This is a genomic window from Amycolatopsis umgeniensis (assembly GCF_014205155.1).
GTDB lineage: Bacteria > Actinomycetota > Actinomycetes > Mycobacteriales > Pseudonocardiaceae > Amycolatopsis > Amycolatopsis umgeniensis.
Window position 1 is genome coordinate 930864 of sequence record NZ_JACHMX010000001.1, and the last position, 20072, is coordinate 950935.

The window sequence follows — 20072 nt, forward strand, 5'->3', positions numbered from 1 at the left end:
ATGGCAGCTCTTCGGCCAAGGAGGTACGGGGGTGACAGCGACTGCCGGGGGTCTGGTGTCGCGGCAGCAATGGGCTGCTTTCCAGCAACAGCCCAGAACGTGGCGGCCCAGTAACCGCCGTTTTGCGGCAACGGGGTCAGGGGTAGTGACAGCTCGTCGGTCGGGGCTTGTCGCGAAGAGAGAAGCCCGCCCGCCATGAAGCCATAGCCGTTTTGCGGCAAGGATCCTTCGCGGTTCCCTGGTGACAACGGCTACTGGAGGGACAGGCCGGTAGCGGCTCGTCGGCCATCGCCGTTTCGCGGCAACGACTCAGAACGGTGGTGGTTCCTCGACTGGAGGCGCCTTCGGGCGGGGTTCGTGCAGCGGTGGAGGTGTGCTGTCGTAACTCTGCCCGGTCGGCGTGGTGACAGTCAGAGTGCCATCAGACGCGAGCCGGTAGATCCAACCGGGTTCGTCCTTCAGCCGATGGTCGCGGCGGCACAGGTCGATCAAATCGGCGGCATCGGTGTGCCCACCGAACTCCCACGGCACCGAGTGGTCGATATCGCACGCCTGAGCCGGGCGGTGACAGCCCGGTCTTCGGCACTCACGATCCCGCACCCGAACAAACTCGCCCTGCCCCGCTGACGGCCGGTACCGGTTGCGGCCCAGGTCCAGAACCTGCCCCGACAACGGATCCGTGATGATCCGCCGCAACACAGTGTCCGCACCGGACGCGATCTCCCGCGCCAGCGTGGCGGGAACATGACCGTGCCCAGCCAACTCCGCCGGATCATCATTCACCCCCAAGTAGGTGAACAAGTCCATGTAGAGAAACACCTCGGTACGTTCGGTCTTCCCGCCCTGGCCGCCGAGCAGGAGATCGAGCGCCACGTCGGCACGGAGTTGGTCGAGGGTGCGGGTCTCGCCGCCGGTCTTCAACGCCCGAGCCTCACGATCGATCCGCACATAAGCGGCGGCGACTTTCTCGACGGGGCCGTCCTCGACCTCGATCGACGCCACCCCTGTCTCCCCGTGGCGCACGGTCAACCGACGGCCGTCACGGTGCCGCTCGACACGCCTGCCCGCCCCCTCACGGTCGACCGTGATCGCCGCATGCCCCGCCGCTTTGCGGATCTGCTCGGAATTCTTGTCCTCCAATCGATCCTCCAACAGAGCATCCGCGGTGAGGGCGTCCTCGTCCGATAGCCACGCGGTCGCCGCCGCGACTTTCATCGCCCCGAACCCGCTGAGTTTCCCTTGGTCCATCAACCCCAGGGTGCGGGGCAGGCGGGTGGTCAACGCTTCGGCCGCGGCGACCATCGCACCCGCGTGAGTGTCCACAAGAGACAACGCGAAAGCGACTTCCTGCACCACACTCCGCGCGCCCTCACGATGCCGTGACAACTGCGCCAGCGCCCGGAACCGCACCGCCTCCAACCGCGCGATATCAGCCGACACCGCCTGCGCCAAAGCGACACACTCCTCGTCACCCAACGTGCGAGGATCGGGCATTTCCTTCAAAACAGCCAAAGAAGTATCCACCCGACAAACCTACAACCAGCCACCGACAATTCCGGAACCCAAGAACCCCGTTGCCGATTTCCGGAAACACAACTTGGGTGTGTCTGAAAAAGGTTTCGGTTGGAGCACCAAAGTGCACCACCTCGTCGACGGAAACGGCCGACCACTGGTCGCTCTGGTCGGCCCCGGACAGGCCGGTGACGCACCGATGTTCCCGCACCTGATGCGACACCTGCGGACCCCTTGAGCCGGGTCCAACCCGGCCTGGCCACACGCTACGACAATCCGGTCATCGTCTACCGATCCGCGGCAGTCCTCCACACCGCGATCACCTGGACCGAAACATTGTCAGACACACAACTAGTCCACGTCGAGCAAGCCTTCAGCGCCGTTCTCGAGGCGCCGGGCCATTTCCACCGACCGGGGCAACATGGTCTTCTCGTAAGCGGCGACAGCCTCACCAAGGGACGCGGAGCCTGCCAGTGCGAGGGCGAGTTCGCTGGCGTCGAGCATGGCCAGGTTGACGCCGACGCCGAGTGGCGGCATCAGGTGGGCGGCGTCGCCCAGCAAGGTCACCGTCGGCGAGTGCTCCCACGTGTGCGGGACGGGCAGGACGAACAGCGGGCGATCGACGTAGGGCCCGTCGTTGTCGGTGATCATCCGCACCATCCGGGGCGCCCAGCCGGAAAACGCGTCGAGCAGCCTGGCCCGGATCTCCTGGGTACCAAGAGAACCGGCCCAATCCGCGGGCAGACGTTGGACGATGTAGACCCGGATGTGGTCGCCGCCGTTACGCTGGGCGAAAAGGCAGCGGTCTCCGTCGGCTGCCATGGCACTGCCCTGGCCGACGAGGGCGGCGATTTCGGGGTGCGCGTTCTCCACATCGTCGAACCAGGCCTCCAGGAAGGTGATCCCGGCGTACTGCGGAACGGCCGAGGACACGGCCGGACGGACCCTCGACCAAGCGCCGTCGGCACCGATGACCAGGTCCGTTTCGACGGTCGTCCCGTCGGCGAAGAACAGCCGTGAGCCGTCGACGCGATCCAGGGACCGTCCCCATTGGACAGTGCCCGGCTCGAGTGAGTCGAGCAGGAGGCCTCGCAGCAGACCTCGGTCGATTTCCGGTTTGAAGAGTTCGCCTTCGGCCGGGACGTGGTGCTCCAAAAGCTCCCCGGCGGAATCCAGTTTGCGCATCTCCTGCCCTTCCGGACGGCAGAGCGCGAGGAACTCGTCGAGCAGGCCTGCCTCGCGCAAGGCGAGCTGACCGTCGTACGCGTGCAGGTCGAGGGTGCCGCCCTGGTCACGGACCTGGGGATGCGGGTCGCGGTCGTAGACCGTCACGGGGATGCCGTGCCGCTGGAGGATGCGGGCGCAGGTCAGGCCGCCGGGGCCCGCTCCGATGATGCTGATCGTCATGAATCCAGAAAAGCAGAACGAGTAAAAAAGTGCAACGAGTCAACTTAGTGACCGTGACAACTCATGAGGTAGAGTGCGCTCATGGAGACACCGGGACGGCGTGAACGCAAGAAGGCGGCGACACGCCAGGCGCTCGCGGACGCAGCGCTGGAGCTGTTCCTGAAGCGGGGCTACGACCAGGTGAGCATCCGCGACATCGCCGAGGCGGCCGACGTGTCGACCACGACGCTGTTCAAGCACTTCACCGGCAAGGAAGCGCTGGTCTTCGACGAGTCTCAAGACCGGGAGGAGCGCTTGATCGCCGCCGTACGGGAGCGCGCCACCGGGCAGAGCATCGTCGAGGCGCTGCGCGAGTACGTGCTCGCCACCTGGCTCCCGCTCACGGAACATCCCCAGTACCCCGAATTCACCGCCCTGGTGAACGGCACCCCCGCGCTACAGGAGTACGGCGAGCGCATGTGGACCCGGCATGCCGCGGCCCTCGGCGCCGCCATCGCCGACGACACCGGCGCGGACCACGACGACGTCGCCTGCCACGCGCTCGCGCGATTCGTCCTGGACATCCCCGCGCTCACCCGCGGCAAGAAAAACCCCAAGAAGGCCGTCGAGGAGATCTTCGACCTCCTCGCCCACGGCTGGCGCTAGTCCTCTTCGGAAGGTGGACGTGAGGCGCGCAGCGAGCCCGGATGCGCCTTCGCGGACGGGTCGTTGCGGGTCTTGAGCAGGCTCGCCACGGTCACCACGACGAGGATGCCGATGATCACCGCGAGGCTGACCGGCGTCGAGATCTCCGGAACGTTCTCGTTGATGTCGACGTGGGCCCAATGCAAAATCAGCTTGACCCCGATGAACCCGAGGATCACCGCGAGCCCGGCCGAAAGGTACACCAGCCGATCGAGCAGGCCCTTCACGAGGAAGTACAGGGCGCGCAGGCCCAGCAGGGCGAAGGCGTTGGCGGCGAAGACCAGATACGGCTCGTCGGTGACCCCGAAGACGGCCGGGATCGAGTCCAGCGCGAACAGCAGGTCGATCCCGCCGATCGCGAGCAGCACCACCACCAGCGGCGTGCCGACCCGCTTGCCCCCGACGCGGGTGAACAGCTTGCCGCCGTCGTACTCGGTGGACAGCGGCAGCAGGCGGCGCGCGGTCCGCACCACCACGTTGTTCTCGACGTCCGGATCCTCGTCCCGGTGCCGGAACAGCTGGACGCCGGTGTAGATCAGCAGCAACCCGAACAGCAGGAACATGAAGGAGAACAACGAAAGCAGCGTGGCGCCGAGCGCGATGAAGATCGCGCGCATGATCAGCGCCACGACGATGCCGAACGTGAGCACCTTGTGCTGGTGTTCTTCGGGTACCGCGAAGGTGGTCATGATGATCACGAAGACGAAAAGATTGTCGACAGACAGGCTCTTCTCCACGATGTAACCCGCGAAGTACTGCTGCCCGAAGTCACCACCGTGCGCCAGTGTCAGCCAGACACCGAACGCCACCGCGACCAGGATGTAGCCCACCGACCAGGCCACCGCCTCGCCGAAGCCGACCTTGTGCGGCCGCACGGCCGCGAGGATGAGATCCAGTGCCAGGAGCCCGAGTATCAACCCGATCGTGACGATCCACGTGAGGCCATCGATCTGGAGCATCCGGGCCCTGTCTTTCTTTCGACGGCAGGTGCCCCGATCCTAAGGGCGAGTCCCCGGGTCCGCATTCGCATGCCGGGGCGCCGCTTCGAGCAGTGCCGCGAGAACGGTCTTGAGCAGCGGGTGGTCCGCGCTCCCCCGCCGGACCGCGGCGAACACGCGGCGCAGCGGTGGCTCACCGCGCAACGGGACGGCCACCGCGCCGGGAACGGCGGTGAAAGCGTTGCGCGGCACCAAGGCCACCCCTTCGCCGGCGGCGACCAGGGTGGTGATCGCGTGGAAATCGTCGGAGACGTGCCGGATCTCCGGATTGGCGCACGCGATCATCAGCACGTCGCGGCAGGGATTCCCGGGTTTCGGCGCGATCCACTCGTCGTCGGCGAGTGCGTCGATGTCCACTTCGGACGCTTCCGCGAGCCGGTGCGCGGTGGGCAGCACGACGTCGAACGGCTCCGCGTACAAGGGGAACCGGGTGAGCCTGCTTTCATCCGTCCGTGGCGAGAGCCGGTACTCCTCGGTGATCGCCAGATCGATCTCGCCGTCGAGCAGCAGCGGGATGCTCGCGTGCCCCTCGACGTCCTGCACCTGCATCGAAACCCCGGGCGAACCGGCGCGCAGCGCGGCGATCGCCGGCGCGACGACCATCGTGATCGCGGAGGCGAAGCTCGCCAGCCGCACCATCCCCTGGACGCCGGTGTCGAGCGCGGCCAGGGTGGCCCGCGCCCGTTCCAGTTCGGCGGCGACGGCGTTCGCGTGCACCACCATCAATTCACCCGCGGGGGTCAGCGAAACCCGCCTGCCCCGCCGCCTCAACAGCTGCTGGCCGCACTCGGCTTCGAGTGCGGCCAGCTGCTGGGAGACCGCGGACGGCGTCAGGTGCAGCGCCTGGCCCGCCGCCGTCACGGTGCCGTGGTCGGCGAGGGCGCGCAGTACCCGCAGCCGTCGCGGATCGATCATCAGTCCATCATGGACCTTGCCGTCACGAACGCGTCAACGGCCCGGTTCACGTCGTCGGTCGAATGCGCCGCCGACATCTGGGTCCGGATCCGGGCCTTGCCGTGCGGAACCACCGGATAAGAGAACCCGACCACGTAGATGCCCTGGTCGAGCAGCAGATCCGCCATCTTGCCCGCCTTGGCGGCGTCGCCGATCATCACCGGGATGATGGGGTGCTCACCCGGCAGTAGGTCGAAACCCGCCTCGGTCATCCGGCGCCGGAACAGCTCGGTGTTGGCGCGCAGCTTGCCCAGCAGCTCACTCGACTCGTCCAGCAGCTCCAGCGTGGCGAGCGCCGCGGCGGTGATCGACGGCGCGAGCGAGTTCGAGAACAGGTACGGCCGCGAACGCTGCCGCAGCATCTCGACGATCTCCGCGCGGCCCGACGTGTAGCCGCCGCTGGCCCCGCCGAGCGCCTTGCCGAGGGTGCCGGTCAGCACGTCGACCTTGTCCTGCACGCCGAACAGCTCGGGCGTGCCGCGACCGGTCGGACCGGTGAAGCCGACGGCGTGCGAGTCGTCCACCATCACCAGGGCGTCGTAGCGTTCGGCCAGCGCGCAGATCTCGTCGAGCGGCGCGAGGTAGCCGTCCATGGAGAACACGCCGTCGGTGGCGATCATCCGGTACCGCGCGCCGGACGCCTCCTTGAGCCGCGCCTCCAGATCCGCGACGTCACGGTTGCGGTAGCGCATCCGCTTCGCTTTGCACAGCCGGACACCGTCGATGATCGACGCGTGGTTGAGCTCGTCGGAGATGATGACGTCCTGGTCGGTCAGCAGCGTCTCGAAGAGCCCCGCGTTGGCGTCGAAACAGGAGCTGTAGAGGATCGTGTCCTCGGTGCGGAGGAACTCCGAGATCTTCGCCTCGAGCTCCTTGTGCGGCTGCTGCGTCCCGCAGATGAACCGCACCGACGCCATGCCGAAGCCCCAGCGGTCCAGCGCCTCTTGCGCGGCCTTGATCAGCACGGGGTGGTCGGCGAGGCCGAGGTAGTTGTTGGCGCAGAAGTTGAGGACGTCGCCGTCGGCGACACTGACCGAAGCCCGTTGCGGGCCCTGGATCACCCGCTCACCCTTGTACAGCCCGGCTTCCCGGATCTCGGCGAGCCCGGCCTTGAGGTCGTCGCGCATCGCGCCGTACATCAGTTCTCCGTCCAATCCAGAATGACCTTGCCGCAACGGCCTTCCCTGGCCGTGGCGAACGCCTTCTCGTGCTCCGTGTAGTTGAACCGGTGGGTGATCACCGGCGAGATGTCCAGCCCGGCTTGCAGCAGGACGGACATCGAGTACCACGTTTCGAACATCTCGCGGCCGTAGATCCCCTTGATCTGGATCATCTTCAGCACGACGGCGGCGATGTCCACCGACACGTCGGAGGCGGGGAGGCCGAGCAGCGCGACGCGGCCGCCGTGGGACATGTTCGCGATCATGTCGCGCAGTGCCTCGGGCCGTCCGCTCATCTCCATGCCGACGTCGAAGCCCTCGGCCATGCCGAGGCGTTCCTGCGCGTCGGCGATGGTCGCCGACGAGACGTCCAGCGCGAGGTCGACGCCGACCTTGCGGGCCAGTTCCAGCCGGTGCTCGCTGACGTCGGTGACGACGACGTTGCGCGCGCCCGCGTGGCGCGCGATGGCGGCGGCCATGATGCCGATCGGGCCGGCGCCGGTGACCAGCACGTCCTCCCCGATGACGGGGAAGGACAGCGCGGTGTGCACGGCATTGCCCAGCGGGTCGAAGATCGCGGCGATGTCGAGGTCGACCTGGGAACGGTGCACCCAGGCGTTCATCTCGGGCAGCACCGCGTACTGCGCGAACGCGCCGTCGGTGTGCACGCCGAGGCCCTTGGTCCTGGCGCACAGATGACGCCGGCCCGCCTTGCAGTTGCGGCAGCTCCCGCAGACGAGGTGCCCCTCGCCGCTGACCAGGTCGCCCACCTTGACCGTCGTCACCGACCGGCCGATCTCGACCACCTCGCCGACGAACTCGTGCCCGATGACCAGCGGCGCGGCGATGGTGCGCGCCGCCCAGTCGTCCCACGAGTCGATGTGCAGATCGGTACCGCAGATCCCGGCGCGCAGCACGCGGACGGCGACGTCGCCGGGGCCGACCGAGGGGTCCGGGACGTCGGTGAGTTCAAGCCCCGGTGCTCGGTCGGCTTTGACCAATGCCTTCATTGCGCGAAGTCTGGCCCGCCGACGCTGTTCAGTCCATCGCGAGTTTCTGAAATCCCTCGTTAGCGTGTCTTCACAAGAGTGATCACACCGTCGAGCAGCCGGGCGAGCCCGAAAGCATAAGCGTGCTCGGGATCGTGAGCGCCGTTGTGCGCCTCACCGGCCGACTGCCCGACGCGCGCGGCAAGCGGGAAACGTTCGGGCTCGAAGACCTCCGCGAGCGCCGGACCGGCCTTCGCCCACCACTGCGCGTCGTCCATCCCGGTGCGGCGGACCGCACGGTCGGCCTCGATCCGGCGGCGCGCGGTCCCCTGGACGTGGTCGTGCACCAGCGTGATCACCGAATCCATCTCGACATCGGTGAGGCCGAGGCCCTCGACGACGGCGAGTTCGCGTTCGTACTTCGCGATCGACCGGGGCCCCAGCGGCGGACGGCCGGTGAACACCTGCAACACCCATGGATGACGCAGGCAGAGGTCCCAGTTCACCCGCGCGACCTCGCGCAGCCCCTCCACCCAGTCGCGCTCGCCGGGCTCGCCCAGTTCCCGGACCGCCTCGCCGTAGACCCGGTCGAGCATCGCTTCGAGGAGCTCCTCGCGGGACGCGACGTAGGTGTACAGCGACATCGTGCCCACACCCAGCGACTCGGCGACCCGGCGCATGGACAGGGTGGCGAGGTCTTGGTCGCCGTCGGCGAGTTCGACGGCGGCGGCGATCACCTGTTCGCTGGTCAGCGTGTGTTTCGGCCCGCGGCGCGGCAACTGCCGGGTACCCCACAGCGTGGCGATCGTCCGCGCGGGATCGCCGCCGCCGTTGCTCTCGGTCCGCGTCATGGCGCCATCATAGGCGAAGTACTCCGTAACCCGTACGAAGTTTGTGCTATCTTACTTCGTATGCCATACGAAGAAGCGGCGCTGGAAGCCGTCGACCTGCGCAAGCGGTACCGGGACAAGGTGGCGTTGGACGGGTTCGGGCTCACTGTCCCGGCGGGCACGGTCTGCGGCCTGCTCGGCCCGAACGGCGCGGGGAAGACCACGGCGGTACGGATCCTGAGCACCCTGCTGCGCCCGGACAGCGGAACGGCCCGCGTCGCGGGGCACGACGTGGTCGCCGACCCCCGGTCGGTGCGCTACCGGATCGGCCTGGTCGGGCAGAACGCGTCGGTGGACGAGATCCTCACCGGGCGTCAGAACCTCGTGCTGTTCGGCAGGCTCTGCCACTTGAAGAGCGCGGCGGCGAAACGCCGGGCGGACGAACTCCTCGAACGGTTCGATCTCACCGAGGCGGCCGGGAAACCCGTCGCCGCGTACTCCGGCGGGATGCGACGACGGCTGGACCTGGCGACCAGCCTGATCCTTTCGCCACCCGTGCTGTTCCTCGACGAACCGACCACCGGGCTCGACCCCCGGGCCCGTATCGAGGTCTGGTCGTCGATCAGGGACCTGGTCGGCTCGGGCACCACGGTGCTGCTGACCACGCAGTACCTGGAGGAGGCGGACCAGCTGGCCGATCGGATCGCCGTCATCGACGCCGGCCGCGTCGTCGCGGCGGGCACTCCGGACGAGCTCAAGGCGAAGGTCGGGCCGGACCGAGTCGAGACCATCACCCGCAAACCCACTCTCGACGAGGTGTTCCTGCACCTCACCGGACACACCACTACCACCGGAGAGCCCGTATGACCGCGATCACGGACACCACCGCCCTCGCCGGCCGCATCCTGCTGCACTGGCGGCAACGGCCCGGCTCGATCCTGGTCGGCTTCCTCTTCCCCGTCCTGATGGTGCTGATGTTCGGCTACCTCTTCGGCGGCGCGATGGCCGTTCCCGACGGGGACTACCTGGACTTCCTGATCCCCGGCATGCTCGCGATGACGATGCTGTTCGGCCTGGAGGCGATGGTCGTGGCCGTCACCACGGACACCGCGAAGGGCGTCACCGAGCGGATCCGCGCGATGCCGGTCTCCGCGACGGCGATCCTCGCCGGGCGTGGTGTGGCCGATCTGCTCAACGCCGTCGTCGGTCTCGCGGTCATGGTGGTGACCGGGCTGCTGGTGGGCTGGACACCGGAACGCGGTCTCCTGCCGTCGCTGGCCGCGTTCGGCTTGCTGCTGTGGCTGCGGTTCGCCTTCACCTGGGTGGGGATCTACCTCGGCCTGCTGCTCAAGACGCCGGAATCGGCCGTCGCCGTGCAGATCCTGGTCTGGCCCGTCGGGTTCCTTTCGAGCGCGTTCGTTTCGCCGTCGACCATGCCGGGCTGGCTCGGCGCGATCGGCGCTGGGAATCCCTTGTCCGCGACCGCGACCGCGATCCGGGACCTGTTCGGCAACCCGACCTGGGGCGCGGCCGACTGGGCGAGCACGCATTCCGTCGCGCTCGCCCTGCTTTGGCCGGCCGTGCTCACGACACTCTTTCTCCCGCTGGCAGCGAACCGGTATCGCGCGCTGGGCCGGTGAAGGCGGATGTTTCGGGGACACGGATGGAGACGAAGTCCGGCCGCGGGACCAGTTCGAACCCGATCGACTGATACAGGCGAATCGCCGGGGTGTTCGTCGCCGCGGCGTGCATCATCGGCGTCTCGCCGCGGGCCCGGATCCCCGCGGCCACGGCCCGGACGAGGCGTGTCGCCAGCCCCTGACCTCGATACGCCGGGTCGGTGCAGACGGCGCTGATCTCGGTCCAGCCGGGCGGGTGCAGCCGCTCCCCCGCCATCGCGATCAGCGCGCCTTCACGCCGGATTCCCAGGTATGTCCCCAATTCGACGGTCCGCTTCCGGAACGGCCCCGGTTTGGTCCGCTCGACGAGGTCCAGCATCTCCGGGACGTCCGCCGGTCCCAGCAGGACGGCTTCGGGATCTTCGGCGACTTCGAGCGCGACGTCGACCAGCCGGACACCGGCGATCCTGTCGAGGACCTCCCACCCGGCCGGAGCGGGCAACGAGTTGTGCACCGTGACCGTCTGGCCCGGGCCCGCCAGACCGGCGACGTCGGCCCATACGCCTTCGTCCGGTTCGGGTGGCAGCGCGAAGAACGGAGCGACATCGACCTGGTAGCGCAGGACCTGGCCGAAGCGTTCGGCGAAGCGGGCGTGCGAACCGGTCAGCGAGGCCCAGACCGGATCATCGAGAGGGAAGACCATGACGGCTGCGACATCGATCGGCGGGCTTTCATTCCCGCTCCCACATCCTGAACACGCCTCGCCTCAGGATCCGGCGGTCACCGCGAGATCCGCGCCGGGGTTCGGCCCGAACCAGTCGAGGCAGACGACCATGGCGTCGTCGGCGGCCGGCCCGCCGCCGCGGTGCTCGCCCAGTTCGGCGAGCACCGCCCTCGGCACGTGGGCCGCGGGCAGATCAGCGGTCGTGACGACGGCCTCGGCCAGTTCGCGATCGCCGTAGAGCTCACCGTGCGGACCGGCCACGTCGTAGACGCCGTCGCTCACGAACACGAAGCGGTCTCCGGGCAGTGCCTGCAGCCGCTCGACGGTGTACGACGTGTCTTCGAAGGTGCCGAGCGGCAACTGCTCGTCGAAGTCGACCCGCTCGGCCTTGCCGTCGCGGAATCGCCACAGGCGGGGTGACCCGGCGTCGACGGCGTCGATCGCGCCGGTCGCGAGGTCGAACTCCAGCAGGAGGGTGGCGACGTGCTCCTGGCCCCGATGCTGGGCGTACAGGGCCTGGTCGGCGAGTTCGGCCTGGGCGTCGAGCGAGATCCCGGCCCGCCGGGCGTTGCGGAGCGCGTTGATCGCGAGGTTGGTCAGCAGCGCCGCGCTCGTGCCGTCGCCCATGCCGTTGACCAGCGTGACCGACAGCTTGCGCGCGGAGGCCGACCAGTCGAAGCAGTCGCCGTAGATGGCATACGCGGGTTCGAGTTGGCCGCCGAGGGCGAATTCGGGACGGGCGCACGCGCGACCGGGGAGCAGCTGCCACTGCATTTCGGCGGCGAGCGTGAGCCGGGACGACCGGCGCGCCTGCACGTAGAGGTCGGTGTCGCGGTCGGCGACGAAGACCTCGTGCGCGAGGGCCTCGGCGAACCGGCCGAGTTCGGCCCAGACGGGCGGTTCCTGGTCTTCGGGGAGAGTGACGGCGAGGATGCCGAGCCGATCGCCGCGGACGGAGACCGGGAGGTGGGCGCGGACGCCGCCTTCGACGGTCTCGAACGTCGCGCACTGCGTGGTGAAGGCTTCGCCCGCCGTCGTGCCCACCACCGAGACCGGGTCGGTGGTGTAGGGCAGCACGGTCACCCGCCGCAGTTCCGTGAGGCTGTAGTCGGCCATCAGCAGGTCGACCGCCACGGCACCGAAATGCTCCTCGAGCGCGGAACGCAGGCCGTCGAGCAACTGGTGCGGCTGGACACTTCTCAAAATCCGTTCGACCGCCAAGGATCTGTCCATTCCGTCGCCTCCGCACACCGGGTGACCGGCGTCTCACTCGGACACCGGCGAAGCAGTCCGCACCGCGTTGGCGGACCGGCCGGTGGGCGTGCCGCGATGAGCTGAGCTGACAAGTTCAGCATAAGGATGCGAGAGTGGGTGTCGTGAATCGGTCCTCCGAGCCGCCCGGCACCGAAACGGTGGCGGCGGCGGTGGCCGAGACGGCCGAGTTGCTCGAGATCATGTTCGAACGCGCTCGCGAGGCGTCACCGCGTCCGCTGTCGACGTCCCAGGTACGCGCTGTCGTGGCACTCGACCACCACGACGGGCTGAACCTGCGCGCTCTCGCGGAACTGCTCGGTTCGACCCCGCCCTTGGTGAGCCGCCTGTGCGACCGGTTGGAAGCCGTCGGTTTCATCGACAGGCTGCCCGGTACGCACAGCCGTCGTGAGGTCACTCTGCGACTCAGTGACCGAGGCCGCGCCTACCTGCGTGATCTGCGGGAACGCCGCCGCGAAAGCCTGGAATCGGTGCTGGGAAAGCTCACCCCGGAGGCCAGGTCGGCGCTCGCCGCAGGGCTCCGCGAGTTCCGCGAGGCCGCGGCGGAGTTCTGACGCCCAGAGGGTGTCCCCACCTCCACTGGAGTAGGGTCACTGTTGTCATATGACAACAATGCTCTGGAGGTGTGAGTGCAGGCGACCTACGACTCCGCCGTCCGGGACCTGCTGTCGCGGATCTTCGACGCCGGTCAGGAAGACCTGGTCGAAGACTGGGTCCGCCGTCAGCTGACCGATTCGCCCGCCTGGACCGGCGAGCAGGAACTGCGGCGCGAGGCCAAGGAACTGCTCGGCGCGCTCCGCGGGGCCCTCGACACCGAACTGCGCCTGGAACGGATCGTCGACCGCGACGAAGCCGTCCGCGCCGCACTGCGAGGCCTGTCCGAGCGGCGGGCCCGCGCCGGCGCCGCACCGACCTCCACCGCCATGGCGATCTTCGGCCTCAAGCGGGCCACGCTCGCCGCCCTGGAGGACCACACCGGAGACCCGGAGGTCCGCTACCAGGCTTCCCTGCAGGTCAACCGTTTCCTCGACGCCGCCAGCCTGCTCACGTTCTCGGTGTACGTCGAAGGCAGGGACGAGATCATCCGCCGCCAGCACCAGCAGATGCTGGAACTGTCCACCCCGGTGGTGCGGTTGTGGCGTCAGGTGCTGGCCGTTCCCCTGATCGGCACCCTCGACAGCGCCCGCACCCAGGTGGTGATGAACAGCCTGCTGGAGGCGATCCAGACCCACGAGGCCAGGGTGGCCATCATCGACATCACCGGCGTGTCCACAGTGGACACCGCGGTGGCGCAGCACCTCCTGCAGACCGTCAGCGCTGTCCGGCTCATGGGCGCGGAATGCCTGATCAGCGGTGTCCGGCCGTCGATCGCGCAGACCGTCACGCAACTCGGCATCGACCTGTCGCATATCGAAACCCGCGGTTCGCTCGCCGACGCGCTGGCCACCGCGATGCGGCTGATCGGCGACCACGCCCGGTCCGGTGTGGTGACCGGGTGAACGCCGGGGCGGGCCTGCCGATCCTGCGGCTCGGGGACATCCTGATCAGCGGGCTGCTCAGCGACCTCGACGACGCCACCGCGCTCCAGTTCACCGGTGAACTCACCGCCAGGATCTCCGACGAGGAGATCCGCGGCGTCATCCTCGACATCTCGCGGCTGGAGATCATCGACTCGTTCGTCGCCCGCGTCCTGATGGAACTGGCCGCCACCGGACGGCTCCTCGGCGCCAGGATGATCGTCGCCGGGATGCGCCCCGCCGTCGCGATCACGCTGTCCGAACTGGGTTTGGGGCTCACCGGCGTCCAGACCGCGCTCAACGCGGAACAGGCCATGGAACTGCTGGGGTGGCGCCGTCCCGTCGAGGCCGCCGAAGAGGCACCTCGTGCTTCCTGACGAGCTCACCGCCCCTGAAGCGCGCGAACACGCCGTGCGCGCCGAGGAGGATCTGCTCACCGCCCGGCACGCGGTCCGGGCCGACGCGGTCGCGGCCGGCTTCTCGATCGTCGACCAGACGAAGATCGTGACCGCCGCCAGCGAACTCGTGCGCAACGCCTACATCCACGGCGGTGGCGGCACGATGACCATCGCCGTCGTCCGCGACCGGCGGGGGCGGGCGGGGCTGGCACTGTCCGTCCGCGACGAAGGCCCCGGCATCGGAGACGTCGAGCAGGCCATGACCGACGGGTTCAGCACCGGCGCCGGTCTCGGACACGGTCTCGGCGGCACCCGGCGGCTGGTCGACGAGTTCACCATCGACACCGCGCCCGGCAAGGGCACCACGGTCACCGTCGTCCGCTGGAAGCCGTGACGACCACCGCCGCGTCGCTCACGCGGCTGATCCACATCGACCACATCAGCGCGGTCTACGCGGCGACGCGGGCCGCGCGCGAGGTCGCGGACGAGGCGGGACTCCCCGAAGTCCTCGCCGAACGGAGCGCCGTCGTCGCCTCGGAACTGGCGAGCAATCTCGACAAGCACGCCGGCGGCGGCGCGGTCTTCGTCCAGTGCTCGCTGGCCGGGCCGGGGGTGGACATCCACGCGGTGGACACCGGCCCCGGGATGGCCGATCTGGACCATTGGCGCGTCGACGGCAACAGCACCACGGAAACGCTGGGCACCGGCCTCGGCGCCGTCGGCAGGCTCGCGACCGAGTTCCGCATCCGGTCCGCGGCGGGCGTCGGCACGGTCGCGGCCGCCAGGATCCTCGCGCCAGGGCACGAGGTCGCCGATCTCGCGCACGTCCGGCTCCCCCGCGAAGGCGAAGAACGGTGCGGTGACGCGCTGGCCGTCTCGGCGATTCCCGGCGTCCGCACGGCGGCCCTCGTCGACGGGCTCGGCCACGGCCCCGAAGCGAGTGACGCCGCCGAAGCCGCGATCGCCGTGTTCCGGCGAGATCCCGACAGGCCGCTGCCCGAGCATCTGAACGCCATGCACCGGACGCTGCGGCAGACCCGCGGCGCGGCCGTCGCGCTCGCCCGGCTCTCCGAGAGCGGGCTCGAGTTCTGCGGAGTCGGCAACATCAGCGGTCTCGTGCTGACGCCGGGGCACACACGGCCGTTGCTGAGCATCCCCGGTGTCGTCGGCTTCACCCTGCCGTCCGTCCGGGTGCGGACCCTGCCGCTGACCGGCCACGAACTCCTCGTCCTGCACACCGACGGGATCCGCGCCGCCTGGCGCGGTCCGGCGGCGCTCGGGCCGCTCCCGGCCACCACCCTCTTCGCCGCGGATCTCGCCCACCGTCACCGTGACCTTCGCGACGACGCCGCGTTGATCGCCTTCGGTCCGGGAAAGGGACTTCCGTGACAGACACCTCCGCCGCCGGGTTGCGGAGCCGGGTGCGCGAAGCCTGCGCGGCCGCCGGGATCCCGGCGGACCAACGCGCGCGGCTCGTACTCGCGGTGACCCTGCTCGCCGGAAACGGCCCCGTGCCGGAACTCTCGACCACCGTCGCCGACGGCAGGCTGTCCGTCACGCTGGAGTCGTCGCGGCCGGTGGAACAGCGTCAGCGCAACGCCCTCCCCTTGCTCCCCTCCGCGGGCGAAGGCGTGAGCCTGACCTGGCATCTCGACGCGGGCGCCGGGCCGGTGCCGGTGCCCGCCGACGACGAGACGGCCACCAGGGACGAGATGCTGGCGCTGGTCGCCCGCGCCGACGCGGTCGCCAAGGACCAGCGCGAACTCAAACACGAACTGGCCGAGACGAACAGCGGCGTGCTCGCGATGTACGTCGAATCGGAGGAACGAGACGAGCAGCTCCGGAAGGCGCACGCGGTGATCTTCCGCGAGCTGGAAGACGCGCTGCGCCCGCCGCCACCGCCCGCCGGGCCGTTCGAACTGGCCGTGCACTACGCACCGAGCCAGCAGGATTCCCCGACGGGCGGGGATCTCTACGACTGGTTCGTCCTGCCGGACGGCTGCGTCCACATCACCCTCGTCGACGCTGTCGGGCACGGTGTCACTTCGACCCGGCACGCCCTGACCGTCACCCACGCCATCCGGACCCTGGCGCTGGAAGGCCATCCCTTCCGCGACCTGATCGGCCGCGCCGCCCGCACGCTGGCGACGATCGAACCCGATCTGATGGCGACCGTGCTGCTGGCCAGGCTGGATCCGGCGACCGGCGACGTCACCTTCGCCAACGGCAGCCATCCTCGTCCGGTCTTGGTCACCGCCGGCGGTACCGAATTGCTCGCCGCGGCGACCTCGGGCCGGGGCGTCGGATTTCCCGATCCCGGCAGCAAAAGCCTCATCCACCGCACCCTCGCCGACGGCGACCTGATCGTCATCTACACCGACGGGCTCGTCGAAAGCCGCAAGGACTTCCACGAAGGAGAGGAACGTCTGCTCGCCGCCGCGCGGCGGAACGCCGGACGGCCGACCGCGGAGATCCCGGACGTCCTGGCCACCGAGATGCTCGACATCGTCTTGCACGCCGATGACACCGTGGTCATCGCGATCCGCCACCGTCCGGGTTACCGTGACCCGTGATGAGGGACGACGTCGAGCCGGACGCAGCGGACGCGGCGCTGCTCGACGCCTTCCGCGCCGGTGACATCGCCGCCGGCGAAGCGCTGTTCCGGCGGCACGCCGAGCCGCTACGCCGGATCGCGGCGGGCTGGGTCGCCGAGCCCGCCGAACGGGACGACCTCGTCGCCGAGGCCTTCGTGCGTGTCCTGAGCGTCATCCGCGCCGGGGGCGGCCCCCGGGAGAACCTCCGCCCTTATCTCGCGGTCACCATGCGGAACCTCGTGGCCAAATGGAGCCACCACCACAAACGGGTCGAGCTGTACGGCACGACCCCGGCGACCGAGGAGGCCGCCGGGGCCGTCGGCGCGGAGGAACTCCTCATCCTCCGATCGAACGCCAGGCTGGCGTGGACCGCGTACTGCGCGCTCCCCGGCCGCTGGCGGACAGTGCTGTGGCGGACCGAGGCCGAAGGCGATTCGCCGAAGGTGGTCGCCCCGCTGCTGGGCGTGTCCCCCAACGGCGCCTCCGTCCTCGCCTTGCGCGCCCGCGAAGGGTTGCGCCAAGCCTTCCTGCAGGCGCAGGTCCCCGAAACGGGAACGCCGTGCTGCCAGGAGGCGCGGCGCCGGATGGGCGCGTGGCTCCGCGGCGGGGTGCCGGGCCGCCGGGCGAACCTGATCACCGCGCATCTGGCGGGCTGCGAACCCTGCCGGACCGTCGCCGCCCGGCTCGACGAGGTCAACCGCGAGATGCCGCCGGGAGTCCGCGCGGTCCCCGCCTGAGCGGATCAGCCGGGAACCGGGGCGCCCTCCCCCGCGATCCGCAGCGCCTCCACCAGTTCGCGGTACAGCGTGTCGGTGGCGAGCAACTGTTCGTGGCTGCCGCTCGCCCGCACACGGCCGTCCTCCATCACCACGATGGTGTCCGCGTCGATCACCGTGGACAGCCGGTGCGCCACGGTGACCACGGCGCCCTCGCGGGCCCGCCGCCGGATGCAGTCGTGGATCGCGCTCTCGGTCCGGCCGTCCACCTGCGCTGTGGCCTCGTCCAGCAGGACCACGTCCGGCGTGCGCAGGATCGCCCGCGCCAGCGCGATCCGCTGGCGTTCCCCACCGGACACCGACGTCGATGACAGCGGCGTGTCCAGTCCGTCCTCGAGGGCGGCGATCTTGTCGCTCAGCCGGACTTCGCCGAGTGCTCGCAGCACCTCCTCCTCGGTCGCGTCCGGATGGGTGAAGAGCAGGTTCTCGCGGATCGTCCCCGGCACGATCGGCGTCTCCTGCTCGACGTAGGCCAGCCGTGTCCGCACCTCCGCGTACGGCAGGTCCGCGTACTCACGCCCGTCCAGCAGCAGTGAACCCGACTGCGGCCGCACGAACCGCATGATCAGCGACAGCATCGTGGTCTTGCCCGCGCCGGACGGCCCGACGATCGCGGTGTGCCCGCGTCTCGGGATCTTCAGCGACACTTCCCGCAGCGCGGGGTCGCCGCCGTAGCCCGCGGTCACCCCGCGCAGTTCCAGCACCGGGCCGTCCTGGTCCCCCACCGGTTCCGGCCGCGTGGGCACCTTGTCCTCTTCGATCTCCAGCGTGTCCATCTCGCGGATCCGCCCGGCCGCGGCGATCCCCGACTGCAACGCGGTCATGTTCTGGCTCAGTTCGGTGATCGGCTCCATCAGCGCGAACGCGTACAACAGGAACGCGATGAGACTCGACACCTCGAGCAGGCCCGCGTCGACGCGCCAGGCGCCGAGGCCGAGGATCACCAGGATCGCGCCCTGGATTCCCGACCACGCCACCACCCAGGCGACGGCCTGCCGCCGCACCGCCCGGATACCGTGCACGGTGGCGGCCTCCGCGTCGACCAAGATCCGCTCGGACTGACGGCTTTCGGCGCGGCTGGCCTTCACCGTGCGGATCGCCCGCAGCGCGCCCTCCAGCACGCCACCGAGACGGCCCACCCGGTCCTGCACCTTCTCCTGTTCCTTCGCGATGGCGGGCATGAGCCAGGCGAACAGCGCGATCACCACGACCACGGCCGCCACCGTCGTGCCCAGCAGCACCGGGTCGAGCACGCTCATCAGCACGAGGGTGCCGACGAGCATGACCACGCCGTTGATCAGGCCGATCACGCTGGACGACGCCGCTTCGCGCAACAGCACCGTGTCCGAGGTGACGCGGGTGACCAGTTCTCCCGTCGGCCGCTTCGTGATCGCCGGGATCGTCGCGCGGAAGAACCGCCGCACCATCGAATCCCGCGCTTTCAGCACCACCCGCTCGCCGATCGTGCCGAGCAGGATCCACTGCGTCAGCCAGATCACCGAGCCCACCAGCATCAGGCCGAGCAGGGCCAGCACGGGCCCGGCCAGCGACGCCGAGGAGCCGAGCGAGTCGAGCACCCATTTGGTGACCATGGGCGTGGCGAGGCCCGTCGCGGAGCCGAGCAGGGCGAGTACGAGGCCGATCGCGAGTGCCCCCTTGTGCGGCCGGGCGAACGACCACAGCACCTTCAATCGTGGAGTGTTCATGGTTCTCAATGGAACACGCATGTTCTAAAATCGTCAAGCGAGTTCCATATCGGGGAGCGAGGTACGGTACCGGCCATGAGTGAGGGTGTGGCCACCGAGACGGGTGTCCGGGCGAGGACCCGGCGCGCGATCCTGGACGCGGCCATCGAGAAGCTGACGAAACAACCGAGCGCGACGCTGGCCGACATCGCGGCGGCGGCGAACGTCGGGCGGACCACGGTGCACCGGTACTTCGCGGAGCGCTCGGACCTCATCGACGCCATCAGCCACGACGCCCTCGACAAGATCTCGCAGGGCACCGAACGGGCGCGGCTCGACGAGGGCCCGGCCCCGGCGGCGCTGGCGAGGCTGTGCCAGGAGTACTTCGAACACGCCGACGTCTTCCAGTTGCTGTTCACCATGCCGGATCTGATGACCAGGCCCGAATGGGAGGAAGAGAGCGAGGACGACCGCGACCTGCTCCGGCTCGTCGAACGCGGGCACCGCGAGGGCACGATCGACCCGGCGATGACGAAGGAATGGTTGCTGCAGTTGCTGTGGAGCCTGCTCTACACGGCGTGGGAGATGGTCCGCGAAAAGACGCCTAAGCACGAAGCGCTCACTTTGTGCTTGCGCAGCCTGGAAAAGGTCATCGCGATCGGCTGAGACCTCAGTCGCCGTAAGCGCCGCCGCGCAGCGCCGTGGCACCACCGGGGCAGGTGAAGATGATCCGGTACTCCCCCGCGCCCCGGCCGTAGGCGTACCGGTCACCGTTCGAACAGTCGACGAAGACGTGGAAGTCCGTTCCCGAGCAGGAAAGCGCGTAACCCGAGCCGGAAAGGTAGGGATCCCGGCAATCCAGCGACGCGCCCCGTGGCGGTACTTCGGCGCACAGCACACTGATCCCCAGCTTCATACCGACCATTCCAGCAGCTTCGCGAGGTCGGGAAAGC

The 20072-nt window shown here is 69.2% G+C and carries 22 protein-coding genes; 11 read left to right on the forward strand and 11 right to left on the reverse strand.

Features of this window, described 5'->3' with window-relative positions; genetic code table 11:
* Positions 1–309 precede the first annotated feature (309 nt).
* A complete protein-coding gene (locus HDA45_RS04010; protein ID WP_378317365.1) occupies positions 310–1512 on the reverse strand; it encodes an HNH endonuclease signature motif containing protein in 1203 nt (400 codons plus the stop codon).
* Between the two features lie 351 nt (positions 1513–1863).
* Complete coding sequence (locus HDA45_RS04015; RefSeq protein ID WP_184891946.1) at positions 1864–2919, reverse strand: FAD-dependent oxidoreductase; 1056 nt, start codon at positions 2917–2919, stop codon at positions 1864–1866.
* Between the two features lie 81 nt (positions 2920–3000).
* Here HDA45_RS04015 and HDA45_RS04020 point away from each other — a divergent pair, with 81 nt between their 5' ends.
* A complete protein-coding gene (locus HDA45_RS04020; RefSeq protein WP_184891947.1) occupies positions 3001–3564 on the forward strand; it encodes a TetR/AcrR family transcriptional regulator in 564 nt (187 codons plus the stop codon).
* Here HDA45_RS04020 and HDA45_RS04025 read toward each other — a convergent pair.
* Genes HDA45_RS04025 through HDA45_RS04045 form a run of 5 tightly spaced genes read right to left on the reverse strand, consistent with a single transcriptional unit; the run spans position 3561 to position 8555 of the window.
* Positions 3561–4562, reverse strand: a complete 1002-nt coding sequence (locus tag HDA45_RS04025) for a TerC/Alx family metal homeostasis membrane protein (protein WP_184891948.1) — start codon at positions 4560–4562, stop codon at positions 3561–3563. The two genes, HDA45_RS04020 and HDA45_RS04025, sit on opposite strands and share 4 nt — an antisense overlap.
* Before the next feature lie 39 nt (positions 4563–4601).
* Positions 4602–5516, reverse strand: a complete 915-nt coding sequence (locus tag HDA45_RS04030) for a LysR family transcriptional regulator (protein ID WP_184891949.1) — start codon at positions 5514–5516, stop codon at positions 4602–4604.
* Positions 5516–6694, reverse strand: coding sequence for a glycine C-acetyltransferase (locus HDA45_RS04035; protein WP_184905278.1), 1179 nt, complete (start codon positions 6692–6694; stop codon positions 5516–5518). The genes HDA45_RS04030 and HDA45_RS04035 overlap by 1 nt, the downstream gene beginning before the upstream one ends.
* Positions 6694–7725 (reverse strand): L-threonine 3-dehydrogenase, encoded by a 1032-nt coding sequence (gene tdh / locus HDA45_RS04040; RefSeq protein WP_184891950.1) that lies wholly within the window; start codon positions 7723–7725, stop codon positions 6694–6696. Before tdh ends, HDA45_RS04035 begins: the two co-directional genes overlap by 1 nt.
* 59 nt (positions 7726–7784) lie before the next feature.
* Positions 7785–8555, reverse strand: a complete 771-nt coding sequence (locus tag HDA45_RS04045; RefSeq protein ID WP_184891951.1) for a TetR/AcrR family transcriptional regulator — start codon at positions 8553–8555, stop codon at positions 7785–7787.
* Positions 8556–8615: 60 nt separating this feature from the next.
* Here HDA45_RS04045 and HDA45_RS04050 point away from each other — a divergent pair, with 60 nt between their 5' ends.
* Together HDA45_RS04050 and HDA45_RS04055 are read left to right on the forward strand one after the other, a co-directional pair.
* On the forward strand, positions 8616–9401 hold the full coding sequence (locus tag HDA45_RS04050; protein WP_184891952.1) for an ABC transporter ATP-binding protein: 786 nt from the start codon (positions 8616–8618) through the stop codon (positions 9399–9401).
* Positions 9398–10174, forward strand: a complete 777-nt coding sequence (locus HDA45_RS04055) for an ABC transporter permease (RefSeq protein WP_184891953.1) — start codon at positions 9398–9400, stop codon at positions 10172–10174. Before HDA45_RS04050 ends, HDA45_RS04055 begins: the two co-directional genes overlap by 4 nt.
* Here the strand turns inward: HDA45_RS04055 and HDA45_RS04060 are convergent.
* Both HDA45_RS04060 and HDA45_RS04065 read right to left on the reverse strand, forming a co-directional pair.
* Complete coding sequence (locus HDA45_RS04060; RefSeq protein WP_184891954.1) at positions 10119–10856, reverse strand: GNAT family N-acetyltransferase; 738 nt, start codon at positions 10854–10856, stop codon at positions 10119–10121. The genes HDA45_RS04055 and HDA45_RS04060 overlap by 56 nt on opposite strands.
* Before the next feature lie 63 nt (positions 10857–10919).
* Positions 10920–12110 carry a PP2C family protein-serine/threonine phosphatase gene (locus HDA45_RS04065; protein WP_184891955.1) on the reverse strand — a complete coding sequence of 397 codons (1191 nt, stop codon included), beginning with the start codon at positions 12108–12110 and terminating at the stop codon, positions 10920–10922.
* Positions 12111–12244: 134 nt separating this feature from the next.
* Between HDA45_RS04065 and HDA45_RS04070 the strand changes: the two genes are divergently transcribed.
* From HDA45_RS04070 to HDA45_RS04100, 7 genes are all read left to right on the forward strand, one after another.
* Positions 12245–12703: a MarR family transcriptional regulator gene (locus HDA45_RS04070; RefSeq protein ID WP_184891956.1), complete on the forward strand. Its 459-nt coding sequence runs from the start codon at positions 12245–12247 to the stop codon at positions 12701–12703.
* Between the two features lie 75 nt (positions 12704–12778).
* Positions 12779–13648, forward strand: coding sequence for an RsbRD N-terminal domain-containing protein (locus HDA45_RS04075; protein ID WP_184891957.1), 870 nt, complete (start codon positions 12779–12781; stop codon positions 13646–13648).
* A complete protein-coding gene (locus HDA45_RS04080) occupies positions 13645–14043 on the forward strand; it encodes an STAS domain-containing protein (RefSeq protein WP_184891958.1) in 399 nt (132 codons plus the stop codon). Before HDA45_RS04075 ends, HDA45_RS04080 begins: the two co-directional genes overlap by 4 nt.
* A complete protein-coding gene (locus HDA45_RS04085) occupies positions 14033–14458 on the forward strand; it encodes an ATP-binding protein (RefSeq protein WP_184891959.1) in 426 nt (141 codons plus the stop codon). The genes HDA45_RS04080 and HDA45_RS04085 overlap by 11 nt, the downstream gene beginning before the upstream one ends.
* Positions 14455–15453 (forward strand): ATP-binding protein, encoded by a 999-nt coding sequence (locus tag HDA45_RS04090; protein WP_184891960.1) that lies wholly within the window; start codon positions 14455–14457, stop codon positions 15451–15453. The genes HDA45_RS04085 and HDA45_RS04090 overlap by 4 nt, the downstream gene beginning before the upstream one ends.
* On the forward strand, positions 15450–16637 hold the full coding sequence (locus HDA45_RS04095) for a SpoIIE family protein phosphatase (protein ID WP_184891961.1): 1188 nt from the start codon (positions 15450–15452) through the stop codon (positions 16635–16637). Before HDA45_RS04090 ends, HDA45_RS04095 begins: the two co-directional genes overlap by 4 nt.
* The gene (locus tag HDA45_RS04100) at positions 16637–17395 is read left to right on the forward strand and encodes a zf-HC2 domain-containing protein (protein ID WP_184891962.1); all 759 of its coding nucleotides are present in this window, start codon (positions 16637–16639) and stop codon (positions 17393–17395) included. The genes HDA45_RS04095 and HDA45_RS04100 overlap by 1 nt, the downstream gene beginning before the upstream one ends.
* A gap of 5 nt (positions 17396–17400) precedes the next feature.
* On the opposite strand, the gene HDA45_RS04105 is transcribed toward HDA45_RS04100, so the two are convergent.
* Entirely contained in the window at positions 17401–19140 is a 1740-nt protein-coding gene (locus tag HDA45_RS04105; RefSeq protein ID WP_246480602.1) for an ABC transporter ATP-binding protein, read from the reverse strand.
* A 75-nt stretch (positions 19141–19215) separates the two neighbouring features.
* On the opposite strand from HDA45_RS04105, the gene HDA45_RS04110 reads away from it, so the two are divergent.
* Positions 19216–19785: a TetR/AcrR family transcriptional regulator gene (locus tag HDA45_RS04110; RefSeq protein WP_184891963.1), complete on the forward strand. Its 570-nt coding sequence runs from the start codon at positions 19216–19218 to the stop codon at positions 19783–19785.
* A gap of 4 nt (positions 19786–19789) precedes the next feature.
* Here HDA45_RS04110 and HDA45_RS04115 read toward each other — a convergent pair whose 3' ends face one another.
* On the reverse strand, positions 19790–20035 hold the full coding sequence (locus HDA45_RS04115; RefSeq protein ID WP_184891964.1) for a hypothetical protein: 246 nt from the start codon (positions 20033–20035) through the stop codon (positions 19790–19792).
* Positions 20036–20072 lie beyond the last annotated feature (37 nt).

What these genes read in the sequence shown, in the direction of transcription:
- HDA45_RS04055 (WP_184891953.1), top strand. Translation starts at nt 9,398, where the DNA reads ATGACCGCGATCACGGACACCACCGCCCTCGCCGGCCGCATCCTGCTG.
- HDA45_RS04030 (WP_184891949.1), bottom strand. Translation starts at nt 5,516, where the DNA reads ATGATCGATCCGCGACGGCTGCGGGTACTGCGCGCCCTCGCCGACCAC.
- HDA45_RS04025 (WP_184891948.1), bottom strand. Translation starts at nt 4,562, where the DNA reads ATGCTCCAGATCGATGGCCTCACGTGGATCGTCACGATCGGGTTGATA.
- HDA45_RS04045 (WP_184891951.1), bottom strand. Translation starts at nt 8,555, where the DNA reads ATGACGCGGACCGAGAGCAACGGCGGCGGCGATCCCGCGCGGACGATC.
- HDA45_RS04105 (WP_246480602.1), bottom strand. Translation starts at nt 19,140, where the DNA reads ATGAACACTCCACGATTGAAGGTGCTGTGGTCGTTCGCCCGGCCGCAC.
- HDA45_RS04110 (WP_184891963.1), top strand. Translation starts at nt 19,216, where the DNA reads ATGAGTGAGGGTGTGGCCACCGAGACGGGTGTCCGGGCGAGGACCCGG.
- tdh (WP_184891950.1), bottom strand. Translation starts at nt 7,725, where the DNA reads ATGAAGGCATTGGTCAAAGCCGACCGAGCACCGGGGCTTGAACTCACC.
- HDA45_RS04020 (WP_184891947.1), top strand. Translation starts at nt 3,001, where the DNA reads ATGGAGACACCGGGACGGCGTGAACGCAAGAAGGCGGCGACACGCCAG.
- HDA45_RS04115 (WP_184891964.1), bottom strand. Translation starts at nt 20,035, where the DNA reads ATGAAGCTGGGGATCAGTGTGCTGTGCGCCGAAGTACCGCCACGGGGC.
- HDA45_RS04100 (WP_184891962.1), top strand. Translation starts at nt 16,637, where the DNA reads ATGAGGGACGACGTCGAGCCGGACGCAGCGGACGCGGCGCTGCTCGAC.
- HDA45_RS04015 (WP_184891946.1), bottom strand. Translation starts at nt 2,919, where the DNA reads ATGACGATCAGCATCATCGGAGCGGGCCCCGGCGGCCTGACCTGCGCC.
- HDA45_RS04060 (WP_184891954.1), bottom strand. Translation starts at nt 10,856, where the DNA reads ATGGTCTTCCCTCTCGATGATCCGGTCTGGGCCTCGCTGACCGGTTCG.
- HDA45_RS04065 (WP_184891955.1), bottom strand. Translation starts at nt 12,110, where the DNA reads ATGGACAGATCCTTGGCGGTCGAACGGATTTTGAGAAGTGTCCAGCCG.
- HDA45_RS04050 (WP_184891952.1), top strand. Translation starts at nt 8,616, where the DNA reads ATGCCATACGAAGAAGCGGCGCTGGAAGCCGTCGACCTGCGCAAGCGG.
- HDA45_RS04035 (WP_184905278.1), bottom strand. Translation starts at nt 6,694, where the DNA reads ATGTACGGCGCGATGCGCGACGACCTCAAGGCCGGGCTCGCCGAGATC.